General features: G+C 63.0%; 20 protein-coding genes and 1 tRNA gene. 14 read left to right on the top strand and 7 right to left on the bottom strand.

Annotated features, from left to right (window positions below):
* Positions 1–3: 3 nt before the first annotated feature.
* Entirely contained in the window at positions 4–552 is a 549-nt protein-coding gene (locus tag J3454_RS00105; RefSeq protein WP_349511742.1) for a TspO/MBR family protein, read from the bottom strand.
* Positions 553–869: 317 nt separating this feature from the next.
* On the opposite strand from J3454_RS00105, the gene J3454_RS00100 reads away from it, so the two are divergent.
* Positions 870–1088: a hypothetical protein gene (locus J3454_RS00100; RefSeq protein WP_349511741.1), complete on the top strand. Its 219-nt coding sequence runs from the start codon at positions 870–872 to the stop codon at positions 1086–1088.
* Between the two features lie 100 nt (positions 1089–1188).
* On the opposite strand, the gene J3454_RS00095 is transcribed toward J3454_RS00100, so the two are convergent.
* Positions 1189–1953: a TlyA family RNA methyltransferase gene (locus J3454_RS00095; protein ID WP_349511740.1), complete on the bottom strand. Its 765-nt coding sequence runs from the start codon at positions 1951–1953 to the stop codon at positions 1189–1191.
* A gap of 35 nt (positions 1954–1988) precedes the next feature.
* On the opposite strand from J3454_RS00095, the gene J3454_RS00090 reads away from it, so the two are divergent.
* From J3454_RS00090 to J3454_RS00065, 6 genes are all read left to right on the top strand, one after another.
* A complete protein-coding gene (locus J3454_RS00090; RefSeq protein ID WP_349511739.1) occupies positions 1989–2561 on the top strand; it encodes a hypothetical protein in 573 nt (190 codons plus the stop codon).
* A gap of 808 nt (positions 2562–3369) precedes the next feature.
* Positions 3370–4449, top strand: coding sequence for a branched-chain amino acid aminotransferase (locus J3454_RS00085; protein ID WP_349513112.1), 1080 nt, complete (start codon positions 3370–3372; stop codon positions 4447–4449).
* Positions 4446–5372 (top strand): oxygen-dependent tRNA uridine(34) hydroxylase TrhO, encoded by a 927-nt coding sequence (gene trhO, locus J3454_RS00080; RefSeq protein WP_349511738.1) that lies wholly within the window; start codon positions 4446–4448, stop codon positions 5370–5372. Before J3454_RS00085 ends, trhO begins: the two co-directional genes overlap by 4 nt.
* On the top strand, positions 5369–6022 hold the full coding sequence (locus J3454_RS00075; RefSeq protein WP_349511737.1) for a glutathione S-transferase: 654 nt from the start codon (positions 5369–5371) through the stop codon (positions 6020–6022). The genes trhO and J3454_RS00075 overlap by 4 nt, the downstream gene beginning before the upstream one ends.
* A gap of 64 nt (positions 6023–6086) precedes the next feature.
* Positions 6087–7955, top strand: coding sequence for an ABC-F family ATP-binding cassette domain-containing protein (locus tag J3454_RS00070; protein WP_349511736.1), 1869 nt, complete (start codon positions 6087–6089; stop codon positions 7953–7955).
* 113 nt (positions 7956–8068) lie between these two features.
* A complete protein-coding gene (locus J3454_RS00065) occupies positions 8069–8455 on the top strand; it encodes a hypothetical protein (protein ID WP_349511735.1) in 387 nt (128 codons plus the stop codon).
* A 56-nt stretch (positions 8456–8511) separates the two neighbouring features.
* On the opposite strand, the gene J3454_RS00060 is transcribed toward J3454_RS00065, so the two are convergent.
* Positions 8512–9399 (bottom strand): LysR family transcriptional regulator, encoded by an 888-nt coding sequence (locus J3454_RS00060; protein ID WP_349511734.1) that lies wholly within the window; start codon positions 9397–9399, stop codon positions 8512–8514.
* Positions 9400–9531: 132 nt separating this feature from the next.
* Between J3454_RS00060 and J3454_RS00055 the strand changes: the two genes are divergently transcribed.
* Together J3454_RS00055 and J3454_RS00050 are read left to right on the top strand one after the other, a co-directional pair.
* Positions 9532–10233, top strand: coding sequence for a pirin family protein (locus J3454_RS00055; RefSeq protein ID WP_349511733.1), 702 nt, complete (start codon positions 9532–9534; stop codon positions 10231–10233).
* Positions 10234–10313: 80 nt separating this feature from the next.
* Positions 10314–10910: an FMN-dependent NADH-azoreductase gene (locus tag J3454_RS00050; RefSeq protein WP_349511732.1), complete on the top strand. Its 597-nt coding sequence runs from the start codon at positions 10314–10316 to the stop codon at positions 10908–10910.
* Positions 10911–11018: 108 nt separating this feature from the next.
* Here J3454_RS00050 and J3454_RS00045 read toward each other — a convergent pair whose 3' ends face one another.
* The 3 genes from J3454_RS00045 to J3454_RS00035 all read right to left on the bottom strand — a co-directional run bounded on the left by J3454_RS00045 (position 11019) and on the right by J3454_RS00035 (position 15120).
* A complete protein-coding gene (locus J3454_RS00045; RefSeq protein WP_349511731.1) occupies positions 11019–11933 on the bottom strand; it encodes a DMT family transporter in 915 nt (304 codons plus the stop codon).
* Positions 11933–14023, bottom strand: coding sequence for an NAD(+) synthase (locus J3454_RS00040; RefSeq protein ID WP_349511730.1), 2091 nt, complete (start codon positions 14021–14023; stop codon positions 11933–11935). Before J3454_RS00040 ends, J3454_RS00045 begins: the two co-directional genes overlap by 1 nt.
* A 65-nt stretch (positions 14024–14088) precedes the next feature.
* On the bottom strand, positions 14089–15120 hold the full coding sequence (locus J3454_RS00035; RefSeq protein ID WP_349513111.1) for a DNA topoisomerase IB: 1032 nt from the start codon (positions 15118–15120) through the stop codon (positions 14089–14091).
* A 116-nt stretch (positions 15121–15236) separates the two neighbouring features.
* Here J3454_RS00035 and yghU point away from each other — a divergent pair, with 116 nt between their 5' ends.
* From yghU to J3454_RS00010, 5 genes are all read left to right on the top strand, one after another.
* Entirely contained in the window at positions 15237–16109 is an 873-nt protein-coding gene (yghU, locus tag J3454_RS00030; protein ID WP_349511729.1) for a glutathione-dependent disulfide-bond oxidoreductase, read from the top strand.
* 80 nt (positions 16110–16189) lie between these two features.
* Positions 16190–16264: transfer RNA gene (locus J3454_RS00025), tRNA-Gln, on the top strand.
* A gap of 1126 nt (positions 16265–17390) precedes the next feature.
* Positions 17391–17837, top strand: a complete 447-nt coding sequence (locus J3454_RS00020) for a hypothetical protein (RefSeq protein ID WP_349511728.1) — start codon at positions 17391–17393, stop codon at positions 17835–17837.
* 58 nt (positions 17838–17895) lie between these two features.
* Complete coding sequence (locus tag J3454_RS00015) at positions 17896–18966, top strand: hypothetical protein (RefSeq protein WP_349511727.1); 1071 nt, start codon at positions 17896–17898, stop codon at positions 18964–18966.
* Between the two features lie 1015 nt (positions 18967–19981).
* Positions 19982–21949 carry a putative bifunctional diguanylate cyclase/phosphodiesterase gene (locus tag J3454_RS00010; RefSeq protein WP_349511726.1) on the top strand — a complete coding sequence of 656 codons (1968 nt, stop codon included), beginning with the start codon at positions 19982–19984 and terminating at the stop codon, positions 21947–21949.
* Positions 21950–22026: 77 nt separating this feature from the next.
* Here J3454_RS00010 and J3454_RS00005 read toward each other — a convergent pair whose 3' ends face one another.
* Positions 22027–22488: a hypothetical protein gene (locus tag J3454_RS00005; RefSeq protein ID WP_349511725.1), complete on the bottom strand. Its 462-nt coding sequence runs from the start codon at positions 22486–22488 to the stop codon at positions 22027–22029.
* Between the last annotated feature and the right edge of the window lie 240 nt (positions 22489–22728).

Genomic DNA, 22728 nt, shown 5'->3' with positions numbered 1-22728 from the left:
GCCCTACAATTCGACCCGCGTCTCCGCGCCGCTTGCGCCGTGCTGGCCGCCATCCGGATTGGCGGCGATGAACTGGTAATTGAGCGCGCTGGCAAAACACAGCCACGCCAGATAGGGCAGCAGCAGCAGTCCGGCAACGCGGCGCACCCGCCAGATCAGCACCAGCGCCACCAACAGGCTGATCACTCCATATGCCAGCACGGCCAGCGCGGCATTCATGTCCTGCAGGCCGAAGAACACGCCGGTCCACGCCTGTGTGCCGATGAAATGGAGCGCGAACACAACCAGCGCCAGCCCGCGACCCGATGCGCCCCAGGCGCTGGCGACCAGTGCCAGCGACAGGCCGATCATCACGAACAGGATCGTCCAGACGATCCCGAAAGCGGCCGGCGGCGGATAGATCGCTGGCTTTTCCAACCCGGCGAACCACGGCGTGTCAGGCCCGCCCAACTGACCCGCAGCAAAGCCGATCAGCAATATCAGCGGCACCAGAAACAGCGCCCAGCGCAGGAAACTGGCGCGCAGTTGTTTTTTGGAAGCAAGGACGTTCATTCGCTCTCCCCGTGCCGAGGCTAAGGTGATTCTCCCGCGCCCGCCCGTGTTTGCGCTGGATAACAGAGCCGCGCATCAGCGCCAAACAGGCTACGAAATTAACCCGCTATATTGCGTCGGCTTGCGCTTTCGATGGCCCAAAACCGGACAAGGTCGGCGCAAATGGCAAGTAAGGGCTTGGGTTGGCGTACTTCAGTCTGCTAATGCCTGCCACATTCCTGCCGTGATTCGGAAGCGTTGCGGCGGCGGGGAGTTACCGAACCCACGCGCTTCCGCTCATTACAGGCCGCCCTTTCGGTCTTACAGGGGAAAATATCATGAAGAAGATTTCTGCGCTGATCGCCGTCGCCAGCCTCGCTGTCGTCACCGCCGCTTGCTCGGCCCCGGCTGAAGAAGCAGCGACCGAAGCCGACACCACCGCCGTGGCCGAAGAAGCCATGGTTGAAGAAGCCCCGGCTGAAGACGCGATGGCTGCCGAAGGTGAAATGGCTGCCGAAGGCGAAGCCATGACTGAAGAAGCCCCCGCTGCCGAGTAAGCCTTTGGGCTTGCCGGTTCCGGTGTGAACCACCGGAAAGCGGACAGACAAGACCGGCGGTGACCCACGGGTTGCCGCCGGTTTTTGTTTGTGAGCCGGCCTATTGGCGCCGGGCGGCGATCAGGAATTCGACATTGCCTTGCGGGCCGGTGATCGGGCTTTCGACAATGCCCTGTACGTCCCAGCCCAGCCCTTCGATCCATTCGCGCACTTCGTCGCACACGCGGTTATGCAAAGCAGGATCGCGCACCACTCCGCCCTTGCCTACTTCTTCGCGCCCGACTTCGAACTGCGGCTTGATCAAGGCGACTATCTGGCACGGTGTGGCGGCAAGTTCGAGCGGGCGGTCGAGCACCTTGGCCAAGCTGATGAAGCTGGCGTCGCACACAACCCAGCTACAAGGTCGGCTGATCTGTTCAGGCGTCAGAATGCGCGCGCTGGTCTGTTCCAGAACGGTCACGCGCGGGTCTTCGCGCAGGCGCCACGCAAGCTGGTTGGTACCGCTGTCCACCGCGAAGACGTGCGCCGCGCCTTTTTGGAGCAACACATCGGTAAAGCCCCCGGTGGACGATCCGATATCCATCGCGGTCACACCTGAAGGATCGAGCCCGAAATGCTCCAACGCGTGCGCCAGCTTGATCCCGCCACGGCTGACCCACGGATGATCGCGCCCGCGCACGTCCAGCGCCGCACCTTCAGGCAGTTGGTGGCCGGGTTTCTCGATCTTGGTCTCGCCCACGAACACCAGCCCCGCCATCACCAGCGCCTGCGCCCGGGCGCGGCTTTCGGCGAGACCGCGATCGACCAACAGCTGATCGACGCGACGCTTTTGCGGTTTTGCGGGACGGGACGGGGTTTCGGGCATGGACAAGGGCGACCCCTAGCGCGCAAAGTGCGCCCATGAAAGCTATCTACCGTCACGCTATCGGCGCCATCGCGCTGACATTTGGCCTTGCCGCCTGCATCCCCTCGACCAGAGCGCCCGCTCCGGTGCCGCCAGCGCCCGCTCCCGTACCCTCGCCCGCGCCCAGCCCGGTGGCTCGCCCCGCCCCTGCTCCCGCTCCTGTGCCGCCCCCACCGGTGCAGGCGCCGGCGACCGACAACTGGATGGATGCGCCCGCGACGCCGGGGACATGGCGTTATATCGCTGAGGACGGTTCGAGTGTCGCCGAATTCCTGTCTCCCGACAATGAACGTTTGGCCGCGATATCCTGCGCCTATGGCCGCGAGGTCTTCGTGGCCGTCTATGGCGCAAGCGCAGGGCCGATCACGATCCGCACCGAGACGGCAACGCGTACGCAGGTCGCCAGCCTCAGTGGCATGGTCACGCGCACGCTGATGGCACCCGGAGACCCGCTGCTCGACGCGATGGCGCTGAGCAAGGGACGATTCGCGATCGAGGCGGGGGGCCAGCCGCCGCTTTACCTGCCTGCCTGGGCCGAAGTGAGCCGGGTGATCGAAGATTGTCGGTAATTTTGTATTGCGAACCCGCCTCCGCGGGTTCGTCCTCGGCGCTGCTTCTGCCGCTGTGCGGCAGAGCGCCTGCGGGGCGGCCGCGTGGCCTTGCGGGCCTGCGGCCCGGCGGGCAGGCAATCAGGAACACCCGATTCTATACATTAATATCCACAGGCTTGTCCGCAGCCTGTCCACTTCCGCGCCCCAAACGAAATGCGCCCGAGGTTCCCCTCAGGCGCCGGTCAGCACAGGCTTGCGCGGTGGAGAAAGATCATGACGCGGGAAAAGTTTTATACAAGACTTGTCACTGTCACCTCCATGATTCACATTGCGTCTCGAGGCCAGCGGCGATCGCGGCTCTCGGCCCCCGGTGATGCGGCGGGTCTGGCTCACAAGCGCGAAAGGAGGTGATCCGATGTCTCATGGTTCAGTAGCGAGGTCGGTGAAGATCCCTACGGAGCATACTCGGTAATTATCTGGCCAAGTAAGGCTTCGTGAGCGGCACTTCCGGCCGCTGACCATGTCAAGGGCAGTTCCAGCCATTCGGCGGAGCTGCCCTTTTCATATTTGTGGTGCGAAGGCGCCTCCGCGCCTTCGTCCTCGGCGCTGTTTCTGCCGCTGCGCCGCAGAGCGCCTGCGGGCGGCCTTGCAGGTGTGCTTCGCACGTCTGCGCCTCCGGCTTCGACTCCGGCCTTGCGGGCCTTCCGCCCGTTCTGGTCATTCTCGTCGGAGGAGTGGTTCACGTGAATTATGGTAGAGGGACGAACTACGTCAGCCCGCCAACACGTATCTTGCCCAAATCCCCGCGCAGGATTAGGCGCGCATGATGCACTTCACCCGCACGCCTCACCCTTCGCCCACGCCCGATGCAACCCGCGAGGCGTTGATCGCCGATCCCGGCTTCGGAACGGTATTCACCGATCACATGGTGGTGATCGATTACGACGCGGACAAAGGTGGGTGGCAGACACCGACCATCGGCCCGCGCGGCCCAATCCCGCTCGATCCGGCCGCCAGCGTGCTGCACTATGCGCAGGAAATCTTCGAGGGAATGAAAGCCTTCGCGCACGCCGATGGCGGGTTGGCGCTGTTTCGTCCGGAGGCCAACGCGGCGCGGTTCAATGCCAGTGCGCGGCGCATGGCGATGCCGGAAATTCCGGAGGAAACCTTCCTCGCCGCCGTGCGCGAACTTGTAACTGCGGACGCCGCATGGCTGCCGCCGATCGAAGGCGGATCGCTGTATATCCGCCCCTTCATGTTTGCCTCCGAAGCCTTCCTCGGTGTGCGACCGGCCAAGCAATACAAGTTTGTGGTGATCATCAGCGCGGCGGGCAATTACTTCAAGAAGGGCGTGAACCCGGTGAAAATCTGGGTGAGCCAGGATTACGTCCGCGCTGCGCCCGGCGGCACCGGGGCGGCCAAGACCGGCGGCAATTACGCCGCATCGCTGGTGCCGCAGGCCGAAGCCACCGCGCAAGGCTGCGATCAGGTGGTGTTCCTCGATGCCATCGAGCACCGCTGGGTGGAGGAGCTGGGCGGCATGAACCTGTTCTTCGTCCGCTCCGACGGCAGCGTCGTCACACCGCCGCTGACCGGTACGATCCTGCCCGGCATCACCCGCGATTCGCTGATCGCGATGCTGCGCGAAGAAGGGCTCGACGTGCGCGAGGAACCTTACGCCATCGACCAGTGGCGCGAGGAGGCCGAAAACGGCACGCTGCTGGAAACCATGGCCTGCGGCACCGCTGCGGTCGTAACCCCGGTCGGCACGGTCGCCTCCCCCGCGGGCGAGTTCCAGATCGGCGCAGGCGGGATCGGGCAGATGACGGCGAAGATGCGCGAGCGGCTGGTGGGTATCCAGAACGGCCGGACCGCCGATTCGCATGGCTGGGTGATGCGGGTTTGATCGCAGTCGCCGCGCTCTACAAGTTCACGCCCTTCCCTGACCCCGCAGCCCTGCGCGGCCCTCTTCTCGCCGCGTGCGAGGCGGTCGGGATCAAGGGCACGCTGCTGCTCGCGCGCGAAGGGATCAACGGCACCATTGCGGGCACCGACAACGCGCTGGCGTCAGTGCTCGGCCATATCCTTGCGCTGCCGGGGTGCGCTGACCTCGACGTCAAATACTCCGCCGCGCCCGAAATGCCGTTCCACCGCATGAAGGTGCGGGTGAAGCGCGAGATCGTCACCATGGGGGAGCCGGACATCGACCCCACTCTGTCGGCGGGCCACTATGTTGATCCGCATGACTGGAACGCGCTGATCGCGGACCCGGAAACCATCGTGATCGACACCCGCAATGATTACGAAGTCGCGGTCGGCACATTCGCAGGCGCGGTCGATCCGCAAACGCCGTCCTTCCGCGATTTTCCCGCCTGGTTCCGCGCGCATCGTGACGAACTGCTCGAAGGCAAAAAGAAGGTTGCGATGTTCTGCACCGGGGGCATTCGCTGCGAGAAATCCACGAGCTTCCTGCGGGCCGAGGGGATCGAGGAGGTCTATCACCTCAAGGGCGGCATTCTGAAGTATCTCGAACACGTCCCTGAAAACGAGAGCCTGTGGCAGGGCGAATGCTTCGTGTTCGATGAGCGCGTGACAGTGCGCCATGGCTTAGCCCAAGGCACCTTCCAGCTGTGCCGCGCCTGCCGCCGCCCGCTCGACGCCGCCGCGCTGGCCCATCCGGACTACGAGGACGGGGTGAGCTGCCCCGCCTGCATCGACGAACGCACGCCCGAACAACGCGCCGGTTACGCCGAGCGCCAGCGGCAGGAAGCGCTCGCCAAGGCACGCGGTGAATTGCACGTGGGTGCGGTGCGCAAGGTGATGCCATGACTGCGCTGCCCATCCTCTATTCCTTCCGCCGCTGCCCCTATGCGATGCGGGCGCGGATGGCGCTATGGACGGCGGGGATCGCGGTGGAGTTGCGCGAGGTAAAACTCGCCGCCAAGCCGCCGCAGCTTGCCGAAGCCTCCCCCAAGGCGACCGTGCCGGTGCTGGTGCTTACGGGCGGAACCGTGGTGGACGAAAGCCTCGCCATCATGCGCTGGGCGTTGGCGCAGAATGATCCCGAAGGCTGGCTGGCAGGCGATGATGCGGCGCTGATTTCGCGCAATGACGGGCCGTTCAAGCACCATCTCGACCGTTACAAATATCCGAACCGCTATCCCGAAGAGGCAGCCGGCGACGAGGCCACATTCCGCCTCGATCATCGCACACATGGCCTGTCGGTGCTGCTCGATCTCGATGCGCGGCTTGGCATGAGCGCGTATCTGCGCGGTGATCGCCCGACCCTAGCCGATATCGCGCTGTTCCCGTTTATCCGCCAGTTCGCCAACACCGATCGCGACTGGTTCGACGCGCAGGGATTGCCGCATGTGCAGGAGTGGCTCGAACGGCACCTTGCTTCGGATCTGTTCAAGGCTGTCATGCCCAAATTCACGCCCTGGCAGGCGGGAGACGCGCCGATCCGCTTCGGGCCGTAGCCGCATTTGCTGCAATGCGGAATTTCCTTTGGGCCGCAAGCAATAGGCTGTTACAGGCGCGCGCATGCTTACCATCGACGGTGTCACAGTGCGGCTTGGCGGCCGGGCCATTCTCGAACGCGCCAGCGCAACCGTGCCGGTGGGCGCACGCGTCGGGCTGATCGGCCGCAACGGCGCGGGCAAATCCACGCTGATGAAGGCGCTGATCGGCGAGATCGAGCCGGATGATGGCGAAATCAGCAAGCCTTCGCGTGCGCGGATCGGCTATATCGCGCAGGAAGCCCCCAGCGGCAGCATGACGCCCGAAGAGGTGGTGCTGGCATCGGCCACCGAGCGCGCCAGCCTGCTGGAAGAGCTGGAAACCTGCACCGACATGGACCGGATGGGCGATGTCCACGAACGTCTGCTCGCCATCGACGCCTACAGCGCCCCGGCACGTGCGGCCAAGATCCTCAACGGCCTCGGGTTCGACGAAGAGATGCAGAAGCGCCCGGTCGACAGCTTTTCCGGCGGCTGGAAAATGCGCATTGCGCTCGGCGCGCTGCTGTTCTCCGAACCCGACATCCTGCTGCTGGACGAGCCCAGCAACCACCTCGATCTCGAAGCGACGCTGTGGCTGGAGAACTTCCTCAAATCCTACCCGGCCACGCTGGTGGTCATCAGCCACGAACGCGACCTGCTCAACAAGGTGGTCGATCACATCCTGCACCTGCAGGGCGGGCAGTTGACGCTCTATCCCGGCGGCTATGACGCGTTCGAGAAGCAGCGGGCCGAACGCGCCGCGCAGCTGGCTTCGGCCAAGGCATCGCAGGATGCTCAGCGCGCGCGGCTGCAGGATTATGTCGCCCGCAACTCGGCCCGCGCTTCGACCGCCAAGCAGGCGCAATCGCGCGCCAAGATGCTCGCCAAGATGCAGCCCATCGCCGCGATGATGGAAGACCCGACGCTGAGCTTCGATTTTCCCGATCCGGCGGAAATGAAGTCGCCGATGATCACGCTGGAGCAGGCGGCGGTGGGTTACGGCGAAGCGCCGCCGATCCTGAAGCGGCTGAATTTCCGGATCGAGGCTGATGACCGGATCGCGCTGCTGGGCCGCAATGGCAATGGCAAGACCACGCTGGCGCGGCTGCTCGCCTCGCAGCTGTCCCCGGCGGAGGGCGCGGTGAATGCTCCCGGCAAGCTGAAGGTCGGATATTTCACGCAGTATCAGGTGGAAGAACTGGCGGGCGAAGACACCCCGCTCGATCTGATGAACCGTGCGATGGACGGGCAATCGCAGGGCGCCATTCGCGCACAGCTGGGCCGGTTCGGCTTTTCCGGGCCGCGTGCGAACCAGCGGGTCGACAAGCTTTCGGGCGGGGAACGCGCGCGGCTGGCGCTGGCGCTGATCACCCGTGATGCGCCGCATCTGCTGATCCTCGACGAACCGACCAACCACTTGGATGTCGACGCGCGCGAGGCATTGATTCAGGCGCTCAACAGCTATTCCGGCGCGGTGATCCTGATCAGCCACGATCGCCACATGGTCGAACTGACCGCCGACCGGCTGGTGCTGGTCGATAACGGAACCGCGCGCGAATATGCCGGCAGCATGGATGATTACATCGACTTCATCCTCGGCCGGAAGCCGAAGGGCGATGCGATCAAGGGGAGCAGCGCAGGCGCCAAGCCGAACGGCGCGAAGACCATGGCGCAGGCGCGCTTTGCCCAGTCGGAATTGGACAAGGCGGAGAAGACCCTCGCCCGCGCCTCTGCCGAGGTCGAGCGGCTGGATCAGCAGATCCTCGCGGCGAGCAGCGGCAAGCCCGGAGCGGACAGCGCAAAGCTGCAAAGTCTGCTGAGCGCCCGCGCCAAGGCCGCCGACGCGCTGGCCGATGCCGAACAGGCATGGCTCGCTGCGGGGACGGTGCTTGAGGCGCTGGAGCAGGTTTAGGGGGCGGCAAGTTCCCACCAATCTCTGATCGCAGGGGATGCACCTGTAATGTTCGGCCCCGCTAAATTATCGCGCTAACACTATGTTAACACGGCTCGTTTACAGTGATTGGGATGGTCACGACAGCTCCCAGCCACGAGGTCACTCGAAACGTCCGACTTGGCGAAATCTATTTCGCCATCGGTGGGTTCTGGAAGCTCGAACAGATGAGAGCGTTTCTTGACGAGTTGATCAATGCCGCTGCTCCAATTGTCAAACAGCGAACGCCAATTCGTGTGTTGGGTGAAATGGAAGGATTTTTGGCTCAGGACCGCCAAACCGGCGCGGCAATTCGCGATCACTTGATGATGTCGCAAAAATACGGGCTTCAGCGCGTTGCGATTGTGTCCGCTCCAGCCCTTGTGAAGCTACAATACAGCCGCCTAAGCCAAGGCATCGAGGTCGAATTTTGCGACAGCAAGATGCAAGCTCTTGTATGGCTGAGACGACCCTCAGGGTGACTTTGGCCGACAGGGAAACGGGTTCGGGGGACTGATCGCGCAATCTGAACACGCCATCAAAGCCCCTCCCGAAACGCATCGACCAACCAACTCGCCGCCGGGCCGAGCCGCGCGTCGCGCCGCCACAGGGCGCTGAGACGATACTGCGCCCCCGGCTTTTCCGGCAGGTCGAGTTCCACCAGCGCGCCCGACGCCAGATCGCCCGCCACCATCGCGCGCGGCATGTTGCCCCAGCCCAGCCCTTCGCGCAGCAGCGAATGCTTGGCGCCCAGATCGCCCAGCCGCCATGTCAGCGGGCTGAGCACCGAGAATTCGCGGCCCTCTGTCATCGGCGAGCGGTCGGTCAGCACCAGCTGCAGGTGGCGGCGGCTTTCCCCCGCCGCGATACCTGCGCGCGCCAAGGGGTGAGACGGCGCGGCGACGGGGATCAGGTCGATCTCGCCCACCACCTGCCGCTCCAGCCCCGGTTGATCGCCGATCACCGGGCCACCAATGGCCAGATCGGCCTCGCCCTCGATCAGGCAGGCCGCGACCGCGCCCAGCCCTTCGATCCGCAAGGTCAGCGCGCAGGTGGGGAACATCTGCCGGAATGCGCCGAGCACGTGCGCGGTCACCTCGCCGGACACCATGACATCGACCACCAGCGTGATCGCTGCTTCCTGCCCCGCGTGGAGCGAGCGCGCTTTGGCCAGCAGAGCATCGGCCCGGTCGGCAACGCTGCGCGCCTCTGCCAGCAGGCCCTCGCCCGCCGCAGTCAGCACCGGGCGGCGCGATCCTTCGCGGTGAAACAGGGTGAGCGCCAGCTGCGCCTCCAACTGGGCGATGCCATAGGACACTGCCGAAACCGCGCGCCCCATCGCCTTGGCCGCGCCGCCGAAGCTGCCGTGGTCGGCCACCGCGATGAAAATGCGCAGTTGATCGAGGGAGGGTTCACCGAGTTTCATGGGCTGCATGTTCAGATAATACGAACATCTTGGCAAGTTTTATCGCACTTATCCGTCTGAACCATCCAGCCTATCTCCCGTTGCAACAGAGCGAGCCCAGTTGCGGGCCACTCCGAAACAATGAGAAACGCCATGATCGAACTTCGTCCCTTCAACACGCTGGGTGCCGCCAACCACGGCTGGCTGGATGCGCGCCACCACTTCTCGTTCGCCAGCTATCACGATCCCGCCCGCGTCCACTGGGGCGCCCTGCGGGTCTGGAACGATGACAAGATCGCTGCGGGCACCGGTTTTCCCACCCATCCCCACAGCGACATGGAGATCATCACCTATGTCCGCACCGGCGCGATCACCCACCGCGACAGCATGGGCAACGAAGGCCGCACCGAAGCGGGCGACGTGCAGGTGATGAGCGCGGGCAACGGCGTGCGCCATTCGGAATATAACCGCGAAGGCACCGACACCACGCTGTTCCAGATCTGGATTATCCCCGACGAGCGTGGCGGCGAACCCAGCTGGGGTGCGCGCCAGTTCCCGAAGGACAGCCGCAACGGCGCCTTCGTGCCGCTCGCCAGCGGCGTGGCGAATGATAATGACGCGCTCAAGATCCGGGCCGATGCGCGGGTGCTGGGGGCAACGATCAAGGCGGGTGAGAGCGTGACCTACACGCCCCGCAGCGCAGACCGTCACCTGTATCTGGTGCCCGCCACCGGCAAGATCCGGATCGACGATGTCGAGGCGAATGCCCGTGACGGCGTGGCGATCACCGCGCTGGACAGCATCACCATTACCGCGCTGGAAGACAGCGAAGTGGTGCTGGTCGACGCGGCCTAAGCCTTTCCCCGGAGCCGGCCGGTTCCCCCAACCTCAACCGCTGGCCGGCTCCACCCTCCCCGCATTCAAGGAACCCCGCCATGAGCAACATTCTCTACATCACCGCCAGCATCCGTTCGGACGGCGACAGCGTTTCGCGCGGTCTCGGTCAGCGCCTGGTCGAAGGGCTTGCCACCAAAACCGGCGCGGCTGTCGCCACCCGCGATCTCGCCGCGAACGATATTCCCTATGTCAGCGCCGAGCGTTTCGCCGCAAACCTCGCGCCCGTTGCCGAGCGCACGCCGGAACAGGCCGAACTCGCCGCCATCGCCGATGAACTGATCGCCGAATTGCAGGCGGCTGACACCATCGTCATCGCCTCGCCGGTCTATAATTTTGGCCCGCCCGCCACGCTCAAGGCGTGGGCCGATCTGGTGGCGCGCGCCGGAACGACCTTCCGCTACACGCCGACCGGTCCCGAAGGGCTGCTGACCGGCAAGAAGGCCTATCTCGCCATTGCCAGCGGCGGCACCCCGATGGGCAGCGACATCGACTTCATGAGCCGGTGGCTGGTCTTCTTCCTCGGCTTTCTCGGGATCACAGATGTGGAAATCGTGGCCGCCGACGGGATCATGGGCGAAGACGGCGAGGCCAAGATCGCCGCCGCGCAGGATGCCGCAATGAAGCTGGCCGCGTGATGCAAGCAGGGGGCGAGCGCAACAGGTCGCGCTTGCCCCCGCCAGCCCGCGATCTTGCCTCGGCTTCGCCGGATTACGAATGTTTCACGCGAAACATTGGCGCGCCCGTCACAGCCGCGGGCGCACCAGCAGCGGCTTGAAGATATTGCGGCTCGGGCGCACCACGATGATCGCCACCCCCGCCAGCGCCATCGCCCCGCCCGCCAGCAGCGGCCAGCCGATCTCGTCACCCGTCAGCCATGTGCCGAAAGCGATCGTCAGCAGCGGGGTGAGCAAAGTCAGCGGCACGATCAGGTTGGCATCATGCGCCTGAAACAGTTTGAAATAGGCCGAGTGCGCGCCGACCGACACCACCAGCCCGGCGAATACCACGCAAGCTGCCACCGCCCATGGCGCAGCGCGCACCGCTTCGATCTGGCCGCTTTCCAGCGCCAGTGTGGCGGGCAGCATCACCACCAGCGAAGCGACCGCCGCCCACGCCTGAAGCGCGACCGAGCCGATCGCCAGCCGCTTGACGAACACCGAGGCAAACGCGCCCATCAGCACGCCGCCGAACGCGAAGGCGAGGCCCACAAAGCTGCCCGATGCCGAAGGCGAGCCGATCGCCAGCCCCACGCCTCCCAATGCCAGCGCCATGCCGATGCCGCGCCGCCAGCGCACTTCCTCACCCAGAAACAGGATCGCGAACAGCACCGTCAGCGGCGCGCCTGCAAGGTTGACGATCCCCACGGCCGATGGGCTCGCGGTCTGCAGTCCGACGAATTGCAACCCGAAACTGCCCCCGGTGACGGCAAAGCCGATAGCGAGCACCCACGGCAGGCGCGCCGGGATTTGGCGCAGCAGCGGGAACAGCACAATCAGCACCATGGCGGAACGCAGCACGGTATAGAACAGCGGCGGCAGGCCGAGCGTGCTCACCGCGATCTTGCTGACCACGACATTCAGGGCCCACGCGATGTTGCAGAACACCATGATCGCGAGCGCTGAAAAAGGCAGGCCGCCGGTCTTCGAAACGGCAACCATCAGCTGTGGTCGTCGCCGAACACCTCTCGCGCGACATCGGCAGGCAGGCTTTCGCGAAGCTGCTCGCGCCACACCGTCGCCACCGCATCCGACGGCGCGCGCCAGTCACCGCGCGGGGACAGCGCGCCTGCCGATGAGACCTTCGGCCCGTTGGGCAGCGCAGAACGCTTGAACTGCGAAAAGCCGAAGAAGCGGTGCAGGAATTTGTCGAGCCAGCGGGCGATGGTCGTCAGCGAATATTCGTTCTTGCGCGCATCGGGGAAGCCTGCCGGCCACTCGCCGCCTTCGCGCTCCCGCCACGCATGCCATGCGAGAAACGCCACCTTCGAAGGGCGCTGCCCGAAGCGGATCACGTGGTGGAGGAAAAAGTCGTTCAATTCATACGGGCCGATCAACTCCTCGGTCGACTGGATTTGCCCGTCCGCGCCCGGCGGCACCAGTTCGGGCGAAATCTCCGTATCGAGGATCGCGCCCAGAACCTGCCCGCACGCATCGGTGAACTGCCCGGTCTGGATCACCCAGCGGATCAGGTACTGGATCAGCGTCTTGGGCACGCCGGCATTGACCCCGTAATGGCTCATGTGGTCGCCCACGCCGTAGGTGCACCAGCCCAGCGCCAGTTCGGAAAGATCGCCGGTGCCGATCACGAAGCCCTTGTGCTGCCCGGCGAGGCGGAACAGGTAGTCGGTGCGCAGGCCCGCCTGCACGTTCTCGAACGTCACGTCATGCACCGGCTCTCCGGCGGCGAAGGGGTGGCCGATATCTTCCAGCATCTTGGACGCGGCGGGGCGGATGTCGATTTCTCCGGCGGTGATTTCCATCGCGTCCATCAGCCGGTGCGCGTTCGACTTCGTCCCTTCAGACGTGCCGAAGCCGGGCATGGTGTAGCCGCGAATGGTGCTGCGCGGCAGGCCGAGCCGGTCGCACGCCTTGGCCGCCACGATCAGCGCATGGGTCGAATCCAGCCCGCCCGAAATGCCGATGACGAGGCTCTTGCTACCGGTCGCCTCGATCCGCCGCATCAGCGCATCGACCTGGATGTTGAACGCTTCGTAACAGTCCTCGTCCAGCTTTTCGGGCCGCGCCGGAACGAACGGAAAGCGCGCGACCGGGCGCAGCAGCCCGATATCGCCCTCTGCATACCCATGTTCGAAGATGATCCGGCGGTAGCTGTCTTCGGGGCGCCCGGCCCATTCGGCGGCATCGGCGTAGGTCTGGTTGCGCATCCGCTCGGCGGCGAGGCGATCAGTATCGATGTCTACCACGCACAATTCGCCCGACAGGTCGAACCGCGCGCTTTGCGCCATCAGGTCGCTCATTTCGTAAACCACGCCCTGCCCGTCCCATGCGAGATCGGTGGTGCTTTCGCCGTGGCCGCTGGCGGAATAGACATAGGCGGCGATGGCGCGGCTGGCGCTGGAGCGGCAGTGCAGGTGGCGATCATCCGCACGCCCGATGGTGATCGGCGAGGCGGAGAGATTGCACAGAATCAGCGCGCCCGCGAGAGCAGCAGTCATCCCCGGCGGGATCGGCGCCCAGTAATCCTCGCAGATTTCCACGCCGAAGCGGAAGCCGGGAAGGTTGGCCGCGGCAAACACCAGATCGGTGCCGAACGGCACTTCCTCGCCCGCCACCGCGATCCACAGGTCGGTGCAGCCGCGTCCGTGAGCGAAGTGACGCTTTTCGTAGAATTCCCGGTAATTGGGCAGGAAGCTCTTGGGCACCACGCCGAGGATCTGGCCGCCCGCAATCACCACTGCACAATTATACAGCTTGTCCCCGCGGCGCAGCGGCGCGCCCAGCACCAGCACCGGGGTGAGATCGGCCGATGCCGCGACCACCTCCGCCAGTGCCTGTTCGACACGGGCCAGCAGCGCATCCTGCAACAGCAGATCGTCGATCGCATAGGATGACAGCGTCAGTTCGGGGAACACCACCAGATCGACATTCGCTTCGTGCGCCTTGCGCGCTTCTTCCAGCACGCCTGCGGTGTTGTGGGGAACATCGGCCGGGCGGCTGCACGGAGTCGCTGTGGCGACGCGCACGAAGCCGTGTTCGTGCATATCGTAAAAGGGGTGGCCCTGCGTCATCCGCTTGCGTCTCCTGCTTCGCGCGGCTGTAACGTGCGCGGGGGCCGCTGCCTAGAGTTCAAGCCTCAGTCGTCGTCGCTGGCCCGAAGATCGTGCAGGTCGCCGCACTCTTCAAGAAACGCGATCAGTCCGCGTTCGGCACGGGTGAGCCAGCGGGTCGCGCGCGGCAGTCGCAGCCCTTCGCGCCAGGCCCCCTGCCCCTCGATCCGCGCGATCACCGCGGGATGGACATAGGCGCTGCGCGCAATCGCCGGGGTGTTGCCGAGATGCTCGGCCACGTGATCGAGCATTTCGCCCAACTTCACGTGCCCCCTGCCGGTCGCCAGCTTTTCAAAGGCGAGCGCGCTGGCGTGGAAGGTGCGGAAATGCTTGGCCGAGAAATCCTTACCCATCGTCTCGCGCAGATAGGCGTTTACGTCGGCGGAGGTGACGGGGCGCACGGCAACGTCCCCATCCCCGTTTTCCTCCTCATAGCGGAACAGGTGATCGTCGTCGCTGTCGTCCAGATCCTGCATCCGGCGCACCGCCCGCGCCAGCCGCGCATCGGCCAGATCGATGTCGCGTTCCTTGCCGCCCTTGCCGACGAAATGGAGCGCGATCCGCCGTGCGCCAACTTCGGCATGATCGCTGCGCAGCGTGGTCGCGCCGTAGCTTTCGTTGGTGCGCGCGTAGTGCTCGTTGCCGATGCGGATCGCCGACACATCCAGCAGACGCACCACCGCGGCCAGTGCGCGTGTGCGGGTGACGCGGGGCTGGCTGAGGTCTTCGTCCACCCGCTTGCGCATCAACGGCAGCAGCTTTCCGAAAGCGGCACAGGCATCGTATTTCGCGCTCTCTCGCGCCTCGCGAAAACCGGGGTGATAGCGGTACTGCTTGCGCCCGGCATCGTCGTATCCTGTGGCGAGGATGTGGCCGTTATCCACCGGGCAGAACCATGCATCGGAATAGGCGGGCGGGAGTGCAATCGCGTTGAGCCGCTTGCGTTCGCTTGAATCGCGGATCAGCTTTCCGGCTGGATCGTAATAGGCCCAGCCCCTGCCCGCGCGCCTGCGGGTGATGCCGGGAAGATCGTCGTCGACATAGACCAGCTTTTCCATCGCCAAGCAAAAGCGGACCGGTGCAGCGATGTTCCACCTTGCGCTGCGCCGCGCCGCACGCCAGCTTGGCTTTCGAGACAACGCGCATTTCCCGCGCGCCCAAAGGAGTGATTCCCATGGCCGATGCAAGCTACACGCCCCCCGAGGTCTGGAACCCCGATACCGTGTCGGGCGGACGCTTCGCCAGCATCAATCGCCCAACCGCCGGAGCCCGCGAAGACCGCGATCTGCCGGTCGGCGAACACCCGTTCCAACTTCATTCGCTCGCCACGCCCAACGGCGTGAAGGCGACGGTGATGCTGGAGGAACTGCTGGAGGCGGGCCACGCGGGCGCGGAGTATGACGCGTGGACAGTCAACATATCCGAAGGCGAGCAGTTCACCAGCGGCTTTGTGGCGGCGAACCCCAACTCCAAGATTCCCGCGCTGATCGACCGCAGCGGGCCGGAACCGTTCCGGGTGTTCGAAAGCGGAGCGATCCTCGTCCACCTCGCCGAGAAATTCGGCGCATTCCTGCCGACCGACCCGGCGGCCCGCGCAGAGGTGCTTTCGTGGGTGTTCTGGCAGGTCGGCACCGGCCCGTTCATCGGCGGCGGGTTCGGCCACTTCTACGCCTATGCGCCTGAAAAGTACGAATATCCGATCAACCGCTATGCAATGGAGGTGAAGCGTATCTTCGACGTGGCTGACAAGCGACTGGCGGACAGCCGCTATCTCGGCGGGGACGAATACACCATAGCCGATATCGCCAATTTCCCGTGGCTCGCTCCTTTCACCACTGGCCACATCTACAATGATGCCAAGACTTTCCTCAGCATCGATGAGTACAAGAACGTCGGCCGCTGGGTGAAGGAAATCGCGGCGCGTCCGGCGGTGAAACGCGGGCGGATCGTCAACAAGGTGTGGGGCGATGAGGACACCCAGATGAAAGAGCGTCATTCAGCCGCCGATTTCGAAGGCAAGCGGCTGGTTTCAGGCCCGCCGGTCTGAACCGCAGCCGAAGGAGGCGCACTTGTGCGCTTTCAGCCCCTTCACAACGCGAAATCACGCGCTATAGAGCGCGGCTCTGCTGGGGTGTAGCCAAGCGGTAAGGCAGCGGTTTTTGGTACCGCCATGCGCAGGTTCGAATCCTGCCACCCCAGCCATGGATTTCTTCAAATCCAAAGCATTGAAAAGAAACGCGTTTCTGTTCGAGTCAAAACCCCGCGGTACCCTGCCGTGGTACCCTGTCGTGGTCCTCATTTCGACACTATGATTCGCCGCGATTCCGGGCGCAAGATGCCTGCGGAATTTTTTGCGTTTATCCACCGGAAAGCGTGCCGATTGCGGGCCAAACCCGATCGGCCGGATTTCGCAATCGTCACGCTATCCTGATCGGCATCACGCAAAAAGCGCCTGGCACGCTCGTTTTCGGTCCGACCAACGCCCGCTCGGGGCCGCCCGGCAGCGCCAGGTGTTTCCGTCAGTGCCTGGCCATTAATATGCCCGCATCGCGCTCACCTCAGGCTCCGGCCACTTCCCCTTGCCGCGGCCGGACGCCCGGTCTTGCTGGCGGGCGCCGCGGCGCCTGCTCAGCCCTCGCCGCCGCTCGCGCTGGTTGCCCACCCGATCGCGGCGCCGGGCCTGGAGTCGCGGCCCTGAGCGCAGCATTCGCTGCCGGGCAATCAGGGAACGCCTCGGTCGCGGCCGAAGCCCCGCGCCGCCCAGACCGCTGATTGTTCAAGCCGCGCGAGACAGGACGTCGGCGCTGGCAGCTTGCAGGCCATGCCCATCGCGCACCGTGCCGCCTGACAGGCCATCGACCGAGCCAGACCCCCTCCAGTACGAGCGGATCGCCCGGTGCGCTCGGCGCCCACGCTTTTTAGAATCCGCTTTCGTCGGTGTCGGCGCCGGGGATTCGTCCGCCTCTAGCGCGCCCTCGGCGCGGCGAAACACCGAAGGCTGACCGCGTAAAATCAAAAAAAACGCGGGCACCGAAAAAAATCCTTTAACATTCCGCACAATGTGCCGATATTGGGAGTGAGCGTGTCCATATGTGCGGCCTTCTGGCCGGATATGATCGAGCCTTTTGTGGGCGCTCCGGCCGAGAGTGGACAAGCCACGGATTCGGCAACCCGACATTTTGAACCACAGGAGAGTTGCGTCTGCGACGCATCTCTTCCGCCGCGTTCGCTTCCCTCACCGGGAGGCGTGCGCGTGGAGCATGGACAGGACCGACAAATGGATGCTTACAAGAACTCACCGCTGAACCTCGCAGAGGCTCACAAATATGTGACCGCGCTGGCCACTCTGATCATGACCGGAGCCCCGCGCGAACTTGCAAACCCCCGGGAGGCGGCGTTGATCGCGGTTCCGGCAGGAAAAGAACTCGGACTTCACGAGCAAGGCTTCACGCGTGACCGCGACGTGGTCGCGGTCGCGTTCCAGCCCGGGCAAGAACATGAAGGACCGACCAACATCGCCGTCTACGAGCGGCTCAACAACAAGATCAGGATCAATCCGCGCTGTTCGCCGTGGTATTCCCCCAATCCCGAGCTGTTCATGATCGCGGCACATGATGACGAGACGGGATACGGCTACAGCAATGCACGCCTCGTGCGCTTCGGCCCGGTTCCCCGCGCCGACTTCGCCATTCGCCTGATGCAGGGCACGGCCGCGCTTCAGCGTGCAGCGACGGCCGCGCCGGGCCTCGCGCCTTTTCCCTTCCGGCCAAAGTGAAGGGCACAGCCATGGACATAAGCCATAACAGCAGCACTTTGGCGCTGGACGCCTCGTCATGACGGTCTGGCACAGCAAGGACGGCAGGCACAGCGCATCGCAAAGCGCCTTGACAGTCTTGGACGCGATCGAGCGCAAGCAGTGTTCAATCGAGGGGCGGCAACCAAAGGTGCTGTCCATCGCGATCGATGAGGAACAGCTCAGTTGCGACGTCGAGCTTGAACTCGTTCCATGCGTTGTCCTGCTCGTCAGATTCAGTACCGAGGAAGTGGGGTACGAGGAAGAGGAAGAGGAGGATGAGGATGAGGAAGAAGATGACGAGGACAAGGACGATTGCGATTATGATGCCGAAACTCGCTTTGCGGATCGCGTTGCCTATCTCGTGTCATTTTGGGTATCGTTTGGCGTGGACATGCGTCTTGAGGAATTGGCAGACCGCATTGAGACAACGCGGTGGCGGCTCAAAATCATGTCAGAAAGGTGGTCGGCAAATGGAATTCCGGTCGAGCTAGAGGATCTTCGGATCCTACGCACCAGCACTTGGTATTTTCATCAGCAAACTCCGGTCATAGCGCGATACCGAACTCTGAACCAGCACCTCGAAATGGAGAGTTTCGAACTTGAAGAGGATTCCCTCAACGACCTCCTCGATCAATATGGCGCGAGAGGAATTCCGTTTGAAAGAGCTCAAGTCAAACAGACGCTTGCAGCGCTTGGCGCACATGGGTGGATCGACAAGCTCGCAATCAACGCCATCAAGCTCGATTACGATCTAGCAGAGTTCCTACGATCTGGATTGCTCTACCAGTCTGATCATTACGGGGCGCGACCATCATTATCTACCTTCGATGGCCACGTTCGCGCCCATGGATGGGACGAGGATACCAGAGCTTTCTCGTGGCGCTACGACACCGTGAAGATTCGGAACATGGTACTGCCAGTCACTATCTTGCTCCGGCTGCCGGGCCGCTCGATCACCGAGGTGATCGAACATCCGCTCTTTACGCCTGACCTGATCATCTCCGATGCCTGGGTGGAGGATGAGTATGGTGAGCAAAGCCTGATGATCAGGTTCGACCAACCTCGGTTCCTGTTTTGCAAAGAAGCCGGGAGAGTCTGGGAGGAATAAGCCCACCGGGAGATCAGTGACCCAGACCACCAATGAGGGCCGCGAAGGGAAGCGGGCTGCGGCGTACCGCCTCAATTTGCGGCACAGGTTTCGGGCCGCGGCGACCGATAATTAGGTAGCAATTATGCTGCCTAATTATCGGGCAGAAAATCACATCGCCAAGCCATCGGGTGATCGGTGTTGCATGTAAGGACAGGCACGCCGTGCCTAAAAGCCCGGCAGTCTTGGCTGCCCCTCATAAGGCCTGCGCTGCCCTAACCGTCCGCGCTGGCTGGCGCGGCAGCTCGTGCCCGCCGCAAGTGACAGGCGGACTGAGCTGCAATATCTCTCGAACCGCATCGGCAGGCCCGATGGGAGGGCCCCTTGCCGCAAACACGCGCCTCACCTGCGCGGGAGCAATGCCGCACGGTCGGAGCTTGCATGGTGCATGAGGTATCTCTCAGGTCCCACTTGAGGTGACAGGCAGAGAGCCGCCTAGCCTCTGCATGCAGCAAACTTGCAGGCCTTCAGGAAAACTGAAGCGCGCCGACATTTCCGGATAAAACGCCATTGAACCTGTGACAGGTAAGCTTTGTCGCCCAATCAGCACGCGTAAAAAGGACCGATAGCCGGGATATCATGCGGACGCTTCCGGTAGGCTCACAACAGTGGTTCCAGGCTTTTTCGGCACCAAAAACGCCAAGCGCGGCGACTGGCGGAGCAGCGATCCACGAGCCAAACCCGGATCAGGTCTCACCCAAGGGCAATGGCTGGATCGCAACCATGCTTTCTGCCCGGCAACCCTCTTCAATCGCAGGCCTGCCAGCTGGTTTTCCGGTTCCCCCGTGCCCGCCGGCCGGGCCAGTGACGCTGTTCCTGACCACCGGAATAAAACCGTTGCACGCCTCGCCAAGCGAACACCAAAAGGCGCTCGGTTCCTTAAGAAACCTTAAGCGCGCAGCTTGGGTTCCCCTATGATTCCCCGAGGTCTGGATTAAGCAAAAAGCGAGGCAGATTTGATAAGCTATTGCGTGTGATGCAGCTGCTCGACTTCCTCTTACCGGCGAAGAATTCGTGCGAGCAGCGCGAGCAAATGATTGCGATCTATGACAATCTGCGCAGGCAGATCCCGCTGCTTTACGCCAGCGCCATCGTCAACCTGATCGGTATGCATGTTGCGATCGGGGGCTCGGAGCTATCGTTCTATTCAGCCGTTACCGTGCTGTCGGGCCTGCTTGTCTGGCGCACGATCTTCTGGACCTTTCTGCAAAAGCCGACCCAGAGCCACGAGAAAGTTCAATCCGAGCTTATCGGCGTGGTGCTTTTTACAGTCGTTTTGTGCGCAGGCTTCTCGATCTGGGCGCAGCTCTTGATCAGCAGGCATCCCGACCTGACCCTTGCGATCATTCTCTTCAACATATTGGCGGCCTTGGGCGCCGCTTACGGATTGAGCAGCTTCCCGCGTGCTGCCGTGCTGCCATTGGCGATTCTGGGCTTTCCCGTCGCAGTGCGCCTGCTCTTTACGGGCGATAATCTGACACAGGCGATGGGACTGAGCCTGTTGCTCGTCATTCTCCTTTTCATGCGCCTGTTGCAGACCCACGGCCATGCACTGTCCGGCTTGGTCAGCAGCCGGATGGCTGTTGCACGCGAACACAACCGTGCGATCTCGGCAGAAGTTGCAGCCTTGAAGCGCGCAGATGAAGACGGCCTCACCGGCCTTGCCAATCGCGCGCGCCTGATCCGGGAAATGGGACGCAACATGGTACCGGGACCCAGTTCGGGAGGTGGTAGCGTGCTTGCGATATGTGATCTCGATGGTTTCAAGCCGGCCAACGACGTATTCGGCCATGCCGCCGGCGATGCCATTCTCAAAGTCGTTGCCGAGCGCCTGGTAGCAGCATTCAAAGATCAGGCGCTCGTCGCAAGATTGGGCGGTGATGAATTCGCGATTTTCTGGAGCAGAGGCCTTGCGCGAAACGAGATCCTCGCGCGCGGCGCGAGCATCTGCGAAATTGTCAGGCAACCAATTGAATGGGATGGTAAAAAGCTGGTTGTAGGCCTCTCCTGCGGGATAACGGAGGCGGGGCCGCATACCACTTCGATAGCGGAATTCATGCGGCAGGCGGATTCTGCATTGTACAACGCGAAGGCCTCTGGGCGAGGACGATTTCAACTCTACGACGAGGTCGTCTTCTCCATCGACAAACGAAAGGCAAGCCTCGAAAGACTGCTGATCAGCTTGGAGGCGAGCAACGAGCTGACGGTCGAATATCAGCCGATCATGATGGTTGAGAATGGCAAAGCAGTCTATGCCGAGGCGCTGGCCCGCTGGCGAAGCGCCGAGCTCGGTGATGTGGCTCCCTATGAATTCATCCATCTGGCGGAACGGATCGGCAGGATCGAGCAGATCAGCGAAGTTCTGCTGAAAAAGGCGCTTCGTGGTGCGCGAGGCTGGCCGGATGACATCCGTCTTTCATTCAATCTGAGCGCAACTCAGGTCAGCCGTCCGGGTGCTGCTGCACGTATTCTTCAGACCGTTTGCGAACAGGACTTTCCCCCTTCCCGCATGCTGTTCGAGGTAACCGAGACAGCCGTTCTCACCGATTTCGAGACGGCCAAGCAGGAATTGCAGGCCCTGCGCGACGCGGGCAGCCTTGTCGCCCTCGATGATTTCGGGGCGGGCCACGCCTCTGTGTCATACCTTCGTGATTTGGTATTTGATGTGGTCAAACTCGACGGCTCGTTAACAACGAGCATTCAGGAATGCGCCAGATCTCGCCAGATTCTGCTAGGCCTGATCAACCTTTGTCATGCAGCCGGCGCGCTGTGTGTCGCCGAACATGTTGAAACGCCAGGACAGCTCGCTCTGCTGAAGGCGATGGGATGTGACTTGGCGCAGGGTTTTTATCTCGGCAGGCCTGTCAGCTCTGGTGACCTTGCGAGCCTGCCACAATTTAAGGCACTGGCGGCTTCTGCGTCAAACGACAGCCAGCCCGCCTGATACCATCATCAACGTGCGCCCCTGAAGCTTGTAGAGCCCTTATCGTTAATGGGCCCAGGCTCCCCGTTGTACTCCGGTTAGTGCGCAATGCTCTCCAGATAGCGCAACATACCCTCATAGCCGGTAGGGGTGAGATGAGTCCGGTCGCCGTCGCTGCTGGCGGGATCGGGCTGCGAAATTATGAGGCCATTCTGCTCAAGAACCTTGAGCCAACGCTTGGCCGTGGCGGTCGGCGCTTCTGCATCGATAAAGGCATTTTTCCCGCTGATCTTCTCATCCTTCGTCTGGCGAATGAAAAGATCCAGAAGCATATCCCAGGCGGGCTCGCCGAACATTTCGGGATTGCCCACGAAATTGGTCCGCGTCTTTCTTTCATGAAGAGCCCGCTGAGCGCTCTCCAAGGCAGCCTCGACTCTTTTGGAGGCTGGCTCTCGCGCTGGACCAAATGCATCGCAGCCACTGGTCACACGGATCTCGTCAAGGATCGCCTGAGCGGCGTCGAGCTGCTCGGCGAGCTTCCTTACGTCTATATCAGCCACAATGAACTCTCCGTGTTTACCCTTAATTCAGTACAGATCCAAAATTAATGATTCTGAATCAATTTGTATGAAGTTTTCACTAACAACTATTGTCAGAAGGTATGACATCATCGTGACGTGCTCCCCTGAAATGTGACCGCTTTTTGGTAGAGTCTGACGCAAGGAGTCGGACGATATGAAGCGAAGCAGGTTCAATGAAGAGCAGATCATTGCGATCTTGAAGGAGCAGGAAGCTGGGAT

The sequence above is a fragment of the Erythrobacter sp. NFXS35 genome, from assembly GCF_040148725.1.
Lineage (GTDB): Bacteria > Pseudomonadota > Alphaproteobacteria > Sphingomonadales > Sphingomonadaceae > Erythrobacter.
This window is presented reverse-complemented; position numbering and strand designations above follow the sequence as displayed.

Excerpts from the sequence above, each read along its gene's own strand:
- J3454_RS00105 (WP_349511742.1), bottom strand. The coding sequence starts at position 552 with ATGAACGTCCTTGCTTCCAAAAAACAACTGCGCGCCAGTTTCCTGCGC.
- J3454_RS00100 (WP_349511741.1), top strand. The coding sequence starts at position 870 with ATGAAGAAGATTTCTGCGCTGATCGCCGTCGCCAGCCTCGCTGTCGTC.
- J3454_RS00095 (WP_349511740.1), bottom strand. The coding sequence starts at position 1,953 with ATGCCCGAAACCCCGTCCCGTCCCGCAAAACCGCAAAAGCGTCGCGTC.
- J3454_RS00090 (WP_349511739.1), top strand. The coding sequence starts at position 1,989 with ATGAAAGCTATCTACCGTCACGCTATCGGCGCCATCGCGCTGACATTT.
- J3454_RS00085 (WP_349513112.1), top strand. The coding sequence starts at position 3,370 with ATGCACTTCACCCGCACGCCTCACCCTTCGCCCACGCCCGATGCAACC.
- J3454_RS00075 (WP_349511737.1), top strand. The coding sequence starts at position 5,369 with ATGACTGCGCTGCCCATCCTCTATTCCTTCCGCCGCTGCCCCTATGCG.
- J3454_RS00070 (WP_349511736.1), top strand. The coding sequence starts at position 6,087 with ATGCTTACCATCGACGGTGTCACAGTGCGGCTTGGCGGCCGGGCCATT.
- J3454_RS00065 (WP_349511735.1), top strand. The coding sequence starts at position 8,069 with ATGGTCACGACAGCTCCCAGCCACGAGGTCACTCGAAACGTCCGACTT.
- J3454_RS00060 (WP_349511734.1), bottom strand. The coding sequence starts at position 9,399 with ATGAAACTCGGTGAACCCTCCCTCGATCAACTGCGCATTTTCATCGCG.
- J3454_RS00055 (WP_349511733.1), top strand. The coding sequence starts at position 9,532 with ATGATCGAACTTCGTCCCTTCAACACGCTGGGTGCCGCCAACCACGGC.
- J3454_RS00050 (WP_349511732.1), top strand. The coding sequence starts at position 10,314 with ATGAGCAACATTCTCTACATCACCGCCAGCATCCGTTCGGACGGCGAC.
- J3454_RS00045 (WP_349511731.1), bottom strand. The coding sequence starts at position 11,933 with ATGGTTGCCGTTTCGAAGACCGGCGGCCTGCCTTTTTCAGCGCTCGCG.
- J3454_RS00040 (WP_349511730.1), bottom strand. The coding sequence starts at position 14,023 with ATGACGCAGGGCCACCCCTTTTACGATATGCACGAACACGGCTTCGTG.
- J3454_RS00035 (WP_349513111.1), bottom strand. The coding sequence starts at position 15,120 with ATGGAAAAGCTGGTCTATGTCGACGACGATCTTCCCGGCATCACCCGC.
- yghU (WP_349511729.1), top strand. The coding sequence starts at position 15,237 with ATGGCCGATGCAAGCTACACGCCCCCCGAGGTCTGGAACCCCGATACC.
- J3454_RS00015 (WP_349511727.1), top strand. The coding sequence starts at position 17,896 with ATGACGGTCTGGCACAGCAAGGACGGCAGGCACAGCGCATCGCAAAGC.
- J3454_RS00010 (WP_349511726.1), top strand. The coding sequence starts at position 19,982 with ATGCAGCTGCTCGACTTCCTCTTACCGGCGAAGAATTCGTGCGAGCAG.